Consider the following 13,006-nt stretch of genomic DNA (forward strand, 5'->3'; position numbering starts at 1 on the left):
TGATAATGGAGTTGAAAGTACTTATTCTGATTATAAAAAAGAGGGATTAATATGATCCAGAAAACTACAATTGCTATGGATTTTTCAAATAAGCCAAAGGGGATTAATTATGAAACAGGAGCCCCTTTTAATGTTTTGGTTGTTGATGATTCAGTTTTTACTGTAAAACAGCTTACACAGATCTTTACTTCAGAAGGATTTAATATTATTGATACTGCTGCTGATGGTGAAGAAGCTGTAATAAAATATAAAAATCATTATCCTAATATTGATATTGTTACTCTTGATATTACTATGCCTAAGATGGATGGTATAACTTGTCTATCTAATATTATTGAGTTTGATAAGAATGCTAAGGTGATAATGATTTCTGCTTTAGGGAAGGAGCAGTTGGTTAAAGATTGTTTGATTAAAGGTGCAAAGACATTTATTGTAAAACCTCTTGATAGGGCTAAAGTTCTTCAAAGAGTTATGTCTGTATTTGTTAAATAAAGTAGCTTGTTTAGCTTGGTTTATAAAAAATCATTTCATTGCTTGTTTCATTTAAGTTTTTTAAGAAGTATGACATATTAATATTAAAAATTTCTATTTTATTTTTATTATTGTTGCCTATATATAACTCTAATTTGTAAAATCCTTTTTTTGTATATATTAAAGCTAAGCTTTTAAAAATTGAATCTATCTTTTTTATTTTGAATATTTTATATTTTGAAAAATCTTTGTCGATAATTTCACTTTGAAGTAAATATTTATTTGTTTCTCTATAAGTTGGAGTTATTGTCGTGTAAGCAATTTTTCCTTTTAGAATACTTTTTATAAAATTTTCCGTTAATTCATATATTTGTATTTCATACATGCTTGTTGGATATTGAGTATAATATTCTTCTTCTAGTATTAAATTAAAGGAAGAATATTTTCTTGTTGTTTCTGATGAGCGCCTTTCAATTGAGGTTGTTATTAACTTTGAATGAATTGGTGTGGTGATAATTAATATTAGAATAGATATTATTTTTATCATCTATATTCCTTATTATTATTTATTATTTTTTTCACTTTTTCAATTTCTAAGTTAAGTTTACTCCTTCTTTTTGTGTTTAGTTTATCTTTTAGTAAGACATTATTAAATGTTTTTGCCATTTCATATACTTTTTCTTCACTGAAATAAAATGGAATTTGAATTTTACGATACTCAATCGGATCTTGTAAGATTTTGTGCATTAGTGTAATTGGATTTAAAAAACTTGCTTTAAAGAATTTATAAAAATTTGTTAAAAACAGTGAAAATGATATGAAGAGTGCGAATAGAAACAATCCGATTACAGAATCATTTTTTCTTTGTAGGTATTTATCTATATAAAATTTTGTGTTATCTATTTCAATAATTTTATATTCACTAGGACTATAGTAAAGGAATATGTCATCAGATTTGGAATATATTGTTTTATCTATGTCTTTAATTATTAATATGAAAGGATACATTTCTTTAATGTAATTTTTTTCGCTTGTTATTGAAATATTTTTTATAATATTAAATTCTTGTTTTTCTGGAACTGTATTTGCAAAGCTTGAACTTGAAAATATTATGAAAAATATAAATGGAATTAATAAACTTATTGAAAATGTTCTGGCAAATGCAATTAAGATCAAATTTTTTTCTTTTGGATTATAATAAATTTCAATCATTAAATCGTTGAATCTCAGAAGTCTTAAGAATCTTAATTTAAAAAGTGAAAGTATTATTGGATTTAAAATTGTTTCATGGGGATTAATTATGTTTTGAATTTGATTATGGCTATAGAATATTAAAGGAATTAAGCAATGAATTAGATCAAAAAATAGATTATTTCTTATATATATTTTCAGTGTCTTTAAAAAATATGCTTTTAAAATTTTATATAGAAAGATCAAGATTAATATTATGTCGAATAAAAAACCAATAAATATTAGTGCAAACCTGACCTTATATGGTAAGAAAAGTATTATTGATAATTCTTCTATTAAAAATGTAAGTATTGAAGCAATTAAAATAGCTTTAAAAAAATTTACAAATATCTTTACCATTGATTTTTCCTAGCTACTTCTAGAAGTTCTTTAATAATTCTTGGATCAAAGTCTTTTGAATTTGATTGTTTAATCGAAAACCAGCTCTCATCATATCCCATAACTCCTTTTGTCCTATTGTTTTTAATGTTTGGTATTTTGGCTCTGTTTGCGAATATAGATATTAATGTTGCAATTGGTGACATATTATTTAAATTCTCATATTTAAACAAACTTTGAGTTATTAGTCTAACTGTGTTATCATCTAGGAAACTAATTTCCCTACTAACTAATTTTGTTGTATTTTCAATGTTTTTTGGATTTAATTTTATTTCTTTTTCTAAATAAAACTTGATTACTAAGACCCTTAATAAGAGTAGAATTTTTATGTAATTTTTGACAAGTTTTGAGGAATCAAGTATATTATTCTCTTTTTTAATTAGATATGTTGTGTAGGAATTTTTGTCTTCAAAGAGTTTGTTTATATAAAATGTTATGTGCCCGCTACTTATAGCATTGAAATTGTACAAGAATTCTACTCTTAAATAAGGGTTTGTCTTAATAGAATTAAATATTAATTCCAAATTAGTTTTATTAAGTTCTTTTTTAAATAAACCTTTTACAATATTAAGGTCAATAGATTCAATGTTTGATAGAATAAGAGGAGTGACTATTATATCTGTTTTTTCTTTAACGTATTTAATAAGTGAATTTACATCAGATTTAAAATTTTCGTTTATAAATGTTGAAATAGTTTTTTTATTTTCTTCTAGGTATTTAATTATCTCAATTTCTTTTTCAAAAACTGACAAGCCCTTTAGGGTTTCATGATTAAATAGATAATGATATAGATGCGGAAAATATACTTTTAAGTTCATTTAATTATGTCCAAGAGTTCAGAAGGACTATTTAAAATATATTTTGCCCCACTTGCTTTTAATTCTTCTATTGTTCTAAATCCCCATGACACACCTATAGGTAAAAAGCCAGCATTTTGAGCAGTTAGTATGTCAACATCGCTGTCACCAATATATGCTATTTCTTTTGGCATAAGGTTTAATTTTGTTATCATATCAAGTGCATTTGCAGGATCTGGTTTTGCTTCAAATTTTGATGAGTAACCTCTAACTTCAAAAAAAAATATTTCTTTAAATATATCTTTTGATATTATTAGTAATTCTTCATGGTTTTTATTACTTAATATTCCAATAGGAATGTTAAGTGAGTTTAATTTTTTTAAAAGTTCAGGTATGCCATCATATGCTCTTGTTCTGGAAGAAATATTTTGATTGTATGTTTTGACAAATTCTTGATAAAGAGCATCTTGAAGATGCGCATCATTTAAGGGTATGCCAAGATATTCTAAAGTGTTTTCTACCAATTTAGAATATCCTCTTCCAACAAGAGTATTAAATTCATCTGTTTTGATATCTTGATACCCTAATTTTTTTAGTGCAGTGTTCATTGAGAATGCGATATCCATTATACTATTTATTAAAGTTCCATCCATGTCAAAAATGCAAGCTTTGATCCTCATATTTTAATCCTCTTACAAGTAATCATTATTGTAATGTGCCTTCATTTTATCATTATTTTTTGTATTTTTATTAAATTTATTTCATGATCTTTAATATTTTGCATGACTTTTAATTTTTTTCTGAATATATATTGAAAATCTTTGTTTTTAGTTTTAACATTTTTCGTTAGGATATAGATCAAATGTTAATTACCTTTATTGGATTACAGGTCATTTTTAATGAAGGATATATTGATTCTAGATAAAGTTACTAAGCGGTATGGTGACTTTATTGCTAATGATAATATTTGTATAAATTTTAAGAAGGGAGAAATACATGCTATTCTTGGTGAGAATGGTGCTGGCAAGACCACTTTGATGAAAACTATTTATGGCATTCATCAGCCTGATAGTGGACAAATGTTTTTGCGAGGAAACGAACTAAAACTTAAAGATTCAAGTGAATCTATTAGAAGTGGTATTGGAATGGTTTTTCAGCATTTTATGTTAATTCCAAAATTTACGGCTGTTCAAAATATCATTCTAGGATATGAAGATTCAAAATTTGGGGTCATTAATTATAGACGATTGAGAGAAAAGATAATTAAACTTTCTGAGAAATATGGTTTAAAAATAGAAGCTGATAAGCCTGTTGAGAATTTAAGTGTTGGAATGGGACAAAAAATAGAAATACTTAAAGTTCTCTATAGAAATGCAGATATTATTATTTTTGATGAACCTACAGCAGTACTTGCACCTAATGAGGTTGATGAATTTGTTAATATTTTAAAGATATTGGCTTTAGAGGGACATACTGTAATACTTATTACGCATAAAATAAAAGAAATAAAGGCTGTGGCACAAAGATGTACAGTTATGCGCCTGGGAAAAGTAGTTGGAACTTTTAATATTGACCAGATTGATGATAAAACGCTTACTCAATTAATGATAGGCAAAGAAACTTCTTTTGATATGTCTAAGAGGCAGGTTATTGATTACACTAATGTTCTTGAAATTAGAGATTTAAGTGTTAAAGATGAACGAGGCATTTTGAAAGTTAAAAATGTTAGTTTTAATCTTAGAAAAGGTGAAATTTTTGGAATAGCTGGAGTTGAGGGAAGTGGTCAGGAAGAATTGATTGAAGCAATTCTTGGGATTAGAGATGTTTGTAGTGGAGACATAATGAAAAGAATTGATGGAAAATTTGAATCAATAAAGGGTCTTAGTGTTAAACAAATAATAGATAAAAAAATTGGCCATATCCCATCTGATAGGCAAAAACATGGTCTTGTTTTAGATTTTAATATTTTGCAAAACATTGGAATTAAGAGTTTTGATGATGTAAATTATTTAAAAATGAATAGCAATAATATAACTAATGGTAAGTTAAAATTTGGATTTTTAAATACTTTGAAGAAACAGTTTGTTGATTTTAATTTAACTTTTCTTAAGAAAATCAGTGAACAGCTTGCCATTTCTTTTGATATTAGACCAAGAAATATTTTTAGTAAGGTGAAAAATCTTTCCGGAGGTAATCAACAAAAGGTAATTGTTGCACGTGAGATTAATTTAAAACCTGAGATTCTTTTAGCGGTTCAGCCCACGAGAGGACTTGATGTAGGTGCTATTGAAAATATTTATAAGAAGACGATGGAACAAAGAGATTTGGGAATGACAGTTCTTCTTGTATCTCTTGAGCTTGATGAGCTTATGAGTATTTGTGATAGAATAGCTGTAATGTATGATGGCAAAATTGTTGGTGTTTTAGAAAATAACTTTGATGCTGATGTTATTGGTAAAATGATGATAGGTGTAATTTGAATGAATATTAATAAGTATAAATATATATATAAAGAGATGATTATAGTATTTTTAAATTCATCAATATTTATTAACTTTTTTGCATTTTCTTTAGGGATTTTGATTCTTGGATTAATAGTATTATTTCTTGGCTATTCTCCTTTTAAAATGTATTATATAATGTTAGAAGTTATATTTTTTTCCCCTAGACATTTTGGATATATCATAAGTTATGCCACGCCATTAATTTTTGCAGGCCTATCGATTGGCATTGCCTTAAAAGTGGGACTTTTTAATATTGGTGTCGAAAGTCAGTTTATGCTTGGTTCAATTTCAGCTTTAATAGCTGGAATTTTTTTTGATTTGCCCCCTTTATTTCACGTAATTTGCATTTTTCTTTTTGCTTTTTTTGCATCAGGAATTTTAGGAGTTGTAATTGGATATTTAAAAATTAAATTTAACATAAATGAAGTAATTTCCGGGATCATGTTTAATTGGATCTTATTTCATGTCAATAATATAATCATAGATTTACCTGCTATAAAAAAGGATAATAGTGATTTATCTAAGCCGATTCGAGAAAGTGCGTTTATTGATTTTTTTGGTTCTTGGAAACTTTCAACCGAAGGACTTGCTTATAGAGTAGAACATCCATTTATTAATGATTTATTAAAAGCACCTATTAATTTTGGAATAATTATTGGAATTATTGTTGCTATTTTAATGTGGATTTTATTGAATAAGACAATGCTTGGTTTTAAAATAAGAGCTGTAGGGCATAATAGCATAGCCTCTTATCGTGTGGGCATTGATATTAATAAAGTTTTTATGTTTGCCATGTTTCTTTCAGGGGCGCTTGCAGGAATTGCAGGAGCTATACAGGTTATGGGTGTTAATAAAGCAATATTTAAACTTACATATATGGAAGGGACAGGTCTTAATGGTATAGCAGTTGCTTTAATAGGCAATAATTCCCCTATAGGAATAATTTTCTCAAGTATTTTATTTTCGATTTTGCTTTATGGCAGTAGCAGAGTTCAGAGTTTGATGGGATTATCCTCTTCAATTGTGTCTTTAATGATAGGGATAGTGGTACTTGTGATTTCTGCTAGGCATTTTTTAAATAAGTTATTTTTGGGAGGCATAAAAGATGCTAAGCGTACTGATATTTCTCATTAGTGAGACTTTGGTTAATTCTCAAACTTTAATTTTGGCTGGTCTTGGGGGGCTTATAAGTGAGAAAAGTGGGATAATCAATATTGGTCTTGAAGGGACAATGGCTCTTGGAGCATTTGTTGGTGCTACATTTGCATATTTTTATGGTAGTCCATTGTTGGCAATTTTTATTGGAGGTGTTTCAGGACTTATTCTTTCAGGTTTGCATGCTATTTTTACTATTTTGTTTAAATCAGATCAGATAATAACAGGAATGGCTATTAATTTTTTAGGACCTGCTGTTGCGATTTTATTTGGAACTTTTATTTTTGGCGCTGCATCAACTCCCCCAATAAATATTAAATTACCCATACTCTTTGATGGGATTTTAGATAAAAAGTCTATTATATTTCAAATTTTTGGAAAGAGATATTCACTTTATATTGCGATAATATGTGTTATTTTTTTCCACTTGATGTTTAAATATACTAAAATTGGACTTCGAATTAAAGCTAGTGGTGAGAATCCGGAAGTTTTAGAATCTCTTGGTGTTAATGTCATTATGATTAGGTTTTGTTGTGTGTTGTTAAGTGGATTGCTTGCAGGGATTTCAGGAGCAGTCTTTTCTACTGTGATTGCTTCAAGTTATATGCAAGGAATTATTGGTGGACAAGGCTTTATTGCCATTGTTATGTTAATTTTTGGGAATTGGCAACCTTTTGGAATTTTAATGGGTAGCTTATTGTTTTCTTTTATCAAAACCTTGGTTGTTGTGATGTCTCAAGTTTCTTTTTTGTCTGTAGTTATTCCCCTTAAAATATTAATCATTTTGCCTTATGTTATTGTGATATTGAGTCTTGTATTTTTTGCAAAAAACAGTTATGCTCCTAGAGCTTTAGGTTTGCCTTATAAAAGAGATTGATTTTTATATTTATTTCTTTTAAGATACATTTTAAGATACAGTTGGAATTATTTAGGGTTTATTTGGGAACTGTATTTTTTGGTATAAAGTTATGAGGGATATCTACTTAATTCTTATTTTTGTTAAACTAATTAATTAAGGGAATGATTAATTGACGAGGTAGCTTGATGTTGAAAGTTAAGTACAGATTTGTTGGATTTTTATTTTTGTATTTATTGGCAACTATATTGTTTTTTTCTTTGATTTTTAAATTTATTTTGGGTGGTTATTTAGAGCGATACTATAAACAGCTTACAAGATCTCAGGTGAGACGAGCGGCTTTCGCTATGCAGTCTTTATTAGATACATTCTATATCATGATTGAGGGTGCAAGTTCTAATTTAGCTCTTGAGACTATAGATGAATATTCTAATATGAAAAATGGTGGGCATATGTTTTCAGAAGCCGAGTTGGACAGGATTAGAGGAAATTCTAAAGCGATTCTTAATGCTGTTAAGGTAAATAAAAAATATAGACGACGGATTTATGATATATTATGGGATCTAAAACTTGATACTTTTTATGAAGAATTTGCGTTTCTTGATTTTGATGGTCAAGTAATTGTGACCACAAGGCATGCAAATAATATAGATTTTGGTCAGTCTGAGTCAAATACAGAGTATTTTAAGCATATTGTGCACGATTATCAAAAAGATAAATTAGATTTTATTGGTTGGTACCACAGTCTTGCTGAGGGAATAGCAGGAGAGGTTGCTGTTAGATCTGCTTATAAGGAGAAAAATGCTTCAGCCATAGTTGTTCCTGTGTATTCAGCAGAAGATAAAGTAGTTTTTGGTTATTTGGTAGGTTATTTATTAGATGATATTATAAGAGTTCAATTAGAGAAATCTAGGTTTGGTTTTTATAATAGAGGAAATTTGTTTTATATAGATCCACATAATACTCTTGTTAATCCTTTAATAGAATATAATGAAAGTTCGAAGATTAGTGATGCGTATATTAATCATTTGAAAAATACGCTATCTAAGCCCCCTAAGCCGTCTTCTGTGGCAACTGAGGTGCCTGTGCATGAGATTGAGAGGGCGTATTTCCCAGAGATGGGATTATATAACTATTACGCCATATTGCCTATTAGTAGCGAACTTGGAGGTAATAGTGGGATGCTTATTGCCAGGATTCCTTATGAAGATATTTATGGAGTTATGAGCAGTTTATCTCTTCCATTTATTACATGTTCTATTTTGGGAATTATTATATTGATTATTATTCTTTCAACAAGAGTAGAGGCAATTATTAGTTTTAGGTTGAATTTGGTTAGAAATTTGGTAAAAGAATTGGTGCAAGGAAATTTAGATAAAGGGCGCACCATTAATGATGGTAAGTATTCTGATGAACTAGATTTATTGGGCTTGCAAATTATCAAGATGAGAGATGCTATTGCAGATGCTATTACAAGTGTTCATAAGAACATTAGTTATGTTAATAAGGCAAGTGTTGAGGTTGCAAACTCAAGTCAGAATTTGAGTTCTAGCGCATTACAACAGGCTTCAACCCTTGAAGAAATGTCAGCCAATATTGAGCAGATATCAGATGGAGTTAAACTTAGTGCAAATAATTCTCAAGAGACAGAACGAATTGCTTTGATTACCAATGATAATGCTCAAATAGGTAGTAAGGCCGTTGGAGAATGTATTGTGGCTATGCATTCTATTGTTGAGAAGGTTGGTGTTATTGAAGAGATAGCTAGAAAAACTAATTTGCTTGCTTTAAATGCAGCTATTGAGGCTGCAAGGGCTGGAGAAGAGGGCAAGGGATTTGCGGTTGTTGCAAGTGAAATTAGGAAGCTTGCCGATCTTAGCAAGGAGTCTGCTCTTGATATTAGTGAATTAGTAGAAGAAAATTCTAGGTTGGCATCGGAAGCCGGATCAATATTTGAAGATATGTTGCCCGAAATAGAAAAAACTACCAATCTTGTGAAAAAAATTACTGAGGGAAGCTACAAACAAAATGAGCAAATTACACAGTTTAAGATGGCTCTTGAGCAGGTTGGAGAAGTTGTTCAAGCTTCAGCATCAAGCAGTGAAGAACTTTCAAGTATGGCTGATAGGATGCTTGAAAAGGCGCGTGAGTTTAAACAGATAATATCTTTTTGCAAAGTTCAAGATATTGATGTTAATTCTTCTGATGGTGAATTGAATCCTGTTAATAGTGACTTTATGACAAAAGATGATACTCCTTTGAGTATGAGAGACAATTTGTCTTTCTTAAAAGATACTCAAGATAATATACATGATGATTTGAATGTTAGTCATAAGTCTATTAATAAGAGAGTAATCCTAAAAAAGCTATTGATGTTGCTGATAAGGATATGGGTTTGGACGAAGACTTTTCGGATTTCTAGAATTTATTTTTGTAATAAGAGGTGATTAATTATATGAAATTGAGGCTGAAGGTTAGATTATTACTTATTGTTAGTACTCTGATAGCAATCTTTGTTTCTATATTGTTTTTTGTGTTTGGGATGTTGATTAATTCTAGTTTAGTAGAACAACAATTAGATCTTATGCAAAACCTTATTGGAAATATCAAAAATTCTTTAACAATTTATCTCTCCTCAATGGAAGAGAGGGTAAAAATTAATGCAATGTATTTAGATTCATCAAGCAGATTTGAAATCATTTCTAAGAGTAAATCTAGGAGAATGGAGGCTATTTTAGATCAACTTGAAATTTTGCTTAAGACAGGAAGAGGTAATAACTTAATGATAACTAATAAGAGTGGTGAAATAATATTTACTACTGCTGTTAAAGATAATAGTGATTATGGCGTTTCTGTTGCAGATAAAGAATACTTTTCTAAGTTAAGGGAAAGTAGTTCTATCTATAATTCTTCTGTTCTTTTAGCAGATGTTAATTCTGTCGAAGAAGTCTTAATGAGAGATGTGTCTAAATTAAGGAATAAGTCAGGACAAATTCCTTATTTATTAATAGGCGTTCCTTTAAGAGATAATGATACAAGTGATATTTTTGGTTATTATATGATCTTTTATGCGGTTGATTACCTTTACAATTCATTTAAAGGTATTACTTTTGGAGCATTGAATAGTGGTAGAACTATGGTATTTGATACAGCAGGTACGTTTTTAGTGCATCATAATTGGTTGCCCGGTGATAACTTTTTTGATTCTCATGCTTATTATCACGATGTAGTGCAAAATACTACTGAGGATTTGTTTCATAAAAATGCACCAATTAGTTTGAGACATTATGTTGATCCGCATGGAAAAGAATTTGTTGGATTTGCTCAGAAGATAAAATGCCAGTTGTCTGATTTTTCATTTATAGTGTATTTAAGAGCTAGCGCTAAAGATTTTTATTATATGACTGGGCTTACTACTGTGATTTTGGGAATAAGTTTTATAGTGACTTTAGTTGTTCTTGGATTTGTTACTATTTATCTTGTAAATAGACTTAGTGGTGCTTTAAATGGAATTTTGAGTCATTCTGAAAGACTCGCTTCTGGTGATTTTACTGTGTCAAATTATTCTTTAGAATGGAAAACAGTAGAGCTTCATGGGCTATATGAAGATTTGGAGCTTGTAAGAGCTAATTTTTCATCTGTTGCCAGAGGAATTATTGAAAATCTTGATTCTCTTTATGAAAATGCAATTCAGATAGCAAATGCAAGTCAAAATTTAAGTTCTGGAGCGGTTGAACAAGCGTCTACATTAGAAGAAATGACGGCAAATATTGAGCAGATATCTCAAGGTGTAACTGAAAATACCGATAATGCGTCTACTACTGAGGTTATTGCCGTTAGTACTAATGAAAAAACTAAGGCTGGACATCAATCTGTTATTAAAGCTATTGAAGCTATGGAAGTTATTACAAATAAGATAGGCATTATTGATGAAATAACACGGCAAACCAATTTGCTTGCTTTAAATGCTTCTATTGAGGCTGCTAGAGTGGGAGATAAGGGTAAGGGATTTGAAGTCGTTGCTGCTGAAGTGCGGAAGCTGGCGGATCAAAGTAAGGAATCTGCTAAGGAAATTATTAATATTGCTCATAAGAGTTTAACTATTGCAGGTAGGGCAGGTAATAATTTTGAGCAAATTGTTCCTGGAATGGAAGAGACAGCTAAGCTTGTTAAAAATATTACACGTGAGAGTTCTAACCAAAGTAGCCAAATTGGACAATTTAAAAATGCAATAGAGCAAGTAAGTCAATTGGTTCAAACAACAGCATCAAGTAGTGAGGAGCTGTCAGCAATGTCTGAGAGAATGTTAGAAAGTGTGAAACATTTAAAGGAATCTGTAGATTACTTTAAAATTGATAAATAAGTTTAAAGGGACCTCAGTCCCTTTAAGTTAGAATATTAAATTGCATATGTTATTTAGCCTTTAAGTAACATTTTATGTAGTATTATAGTCTTTGTTATATTAGTGCCTTAAGGATTTTTGCTCCCCCTAAACATTCATCCTGATGATAAAATATGCAAAATTGACCAGGCGAAATTCCATACTCCTTTTCTTCCAGGTGAATTTTTATTGTATCGTTTTTTAGAATTTCTATTTTGCATTTTATTTTTTTTTCACCATGTCTTATTTTGACATTTAGATTATAGTTGTCTAATGGTTTATTTATCCAGTTTATTTGGTGCACTAAAAATTGTTCTTTTCCTTGTTTTAGATAATTTATACTATTTGAGACATAGATGGTGTTATTTTGAATATCTTTATCTGTAACAAACCATGGCCCATGACTAAGCTTGATACCTTTTCTTTGTCCAATTGTAAAAAACCAATATCCATTGTGTGTGCCTAGTATTTTGCCCGTTTCTTGTTCTACAATATTACCTTTAAGTTCTCCTAGGTGGTATTTTATGAATTCATCATATTTAATTTTTCCAAGGAAACAAATCCCTTGACTATCTTTTCTATTTTTATTGGGCAAATTTAATTTATGTGCTATTTGCCTTATTTCAGTTTTTAGTAGATCTCCTAATGGGAAATGTAGTTTTGATATTTGTTCTTTAGAGAGGTGAGATAAAAAATAGCTTTGATCTTTTATTTTATCTTTAGCCTGTTTAAGTATGTAGTTATTATTTTGGTTTTCTATTTTAGCATAGTGTCCTGTGACGATTAAATCGTAATGTTCATTGATCCTATCAAAGAATGCACCAAATTTGATTCTTTGATTGCAAAATATGTCTGGACTTGGGGTATTACCAATTTTTAATTCTTCAATAGCATAAGTTACTACCCTTTTGTAATATTCGTCTTGCAAACTAATGATTTCATATGGTACATTGAATTTTTTACATACGGCATCTACGTAGTTAATATCTTCTTTCCAAGGACAATTACCTATATAGGAAAGTTCATCCTCAAGCCAAATTTTTAAATAATAACATTTTATGTGTTTATATCCTTTTTGTATCATTGTATAAAGAGCTATAGAACTATCCACCCCACCAGATAGAAGTACTGCTATTTTCATAAGTTTAATTTCTCCAATATAATCATATTATATTGGATTTTAATGTTTTTATGATCTATAGTAGTAAATAAT

The 13,006-nt window shown here is 29.4% G+C and carries 10 protein-coding genes and 1 pseudogene; 6 read left to right on the top strand and 5 right to left on the bottom strand.

From position 1 onward, the window contains the following. Positions 1-51: 51 nt before the first annotated feature. Complete coding sequence (locus tag ACWUD1_RS03465; protein WP_472756425.1) at positions 52-492, top strand: response regulator; 441 nt, start codon at positions 52-54, stop codon at positions 490-492. Positions 493-502: 10 nt separating this feature from the next. Here ACWUD1_RS03465 and ACWUD1_RS03470 read toward each other — a convergent pair whose 3' ends face one another. Genes ACWUD1_RS03470 through ACWUD1_RS03485 form a run of 4 tightly spaced genes read right to left on the bottom strand, consistent with a single transcriptional unit; the run spans position 503 to position 3,577 of the window. Then, entirely contained in the window at positions 503-1,018 is a 516-nt protein-coding gene (locus ACWUD1_RS03470) for a hypothetical protein (protein ID WP_472756426.1), read from the bottom strand. Further along, the gene (locus ACWUD1_RS03475) at positions 1,015-2,061 is read right to left on the bottom strand and encodes a hypothetical protein (RefSeq protein ID WP_472756427.1); all 1,047 of its coding nucleotides are present in this window, start codon (positions 2,059-2,061) and stop codon (positions 1,015-1,017) included. Before ACWUD1_RS03475 ends, ACWUD1_RS03470 begins: the two co-directional genes overlap by 4 nt. Continuing rightward, positions 2,055-2,918, bottom strand: a complete 864-nt coding sequence (locus tag ACWUD1_RS03480) for a hypothetical protein (protein ID WP_472756428.1) — start codon at positions 2,916-2,918, stop codon at positions 2,055-2,057. Before ACWUD1_RS03480 ends, ACWUD1_RS03475 begins: the two co-directional genes overlap by 7 nt. Further along, on the bottom strand, positions 2,915-3,577 hold the full coding sequence (locus ACWUD1_RS03485; protein ID WP_472756429.1) for an HAD family hydrolase: 663 nt from the start codon (positions 3,575-3,577) through the stop codon (positions 2,915-2,917). Before ACWUD1_RS03485 ends, ACWUD1_RS03480 begins: the two co-directional genes overlap by 4 nt. 219 nt (positions 3,578-3,796) lie before the next feature. Here ACWUD1_RS03485 and ACWUD1_RS03490 point away from each other — a divergent pair, with 219 nt between their 5' ends. The 5 genes and pseudogenes from ACWUD1_RS03490 (at position 3,797) to ACWUD1_RS03510 (ending at position 11,775) form a co-directional block, all read left to right on the top strand. Next, the gene (locus tag ACWUD1_RS03490) at positions 3,797-5,377 is read left to right on the top strand and encodes an ABC transporter ATP-binding protein (RefSeq protein ID WP_472756430.1); all 1,581 of its coding nucleotides are present in this window, start codon (positions 3,797-3,799) and stop codon (positions 5,375-5,377) included. Further along, on the top strand, positions 5,378-6,535 hold the full coding sequence (locus tag ACWUD1_RS03495; protein WP_472756431.1) for an ABC transporter permease: 1,158 nt from the start codon (positions 5,378-5,380) through the stop codon (positions 6,533-6,535). After that, a complete protein-coding gene (locus ACWUD1_RS03500; RefSeq protein ID WP_472756432.1) occupies positions 6,507-7,433 on the top strand; it encodes an ABC transporter permease in 927 nt (308 codons plus the stop codon). Before ACWUD1_RS03495 ends, ACWUD1_RS03500 begins: the two co-directional genes overlap by 29 nt. A gap of 164 nt (positions 7,434-7,597) precedes the next feature. Then, positions 7,598-9,834, top strand: a pseudogene (locus ACWUD1_RS03505) (methyl-accepting chemotaxis protein). Positions 9,835-9,873: 39 nt separating this feature from the next. Then, on the top strand, positions 9,874-11,775 hold the full coding sequence (locus tag ACWUD1_RS03510) for a methyl-accepting chemotaxis protein (RefSeq protein ID WP_472756929.1): 1,902 nt from the start codon (positions 9,874-9,876) through the stop codon (positions 11,773-11,775). A 94-nt stretch (positions 11,776-11,869) separates the two neighbouring features. Here the strand turns inward: ACWUD1_RS03510 and mnmA are convergent, their stop codons facing one another. Beyond that, on the bottom strand, positions 11,870-12,934 hold the full coding sequence (mnmA, locus tag ACWUD1_RS03515; protein ID WP_472756433.1) for a tRNA 2-thiouridine(34) synthase MnmA: 1,065 nt from the start codon (positions 12,932-12,934) through the stop codon (positions 11,870-11,872). Between the last annotated feature and the right edge of the window lie 72 nt (positions 12,935-13,006).

The organism is Borrelia tillae (genome assembly GCF_055693965.1).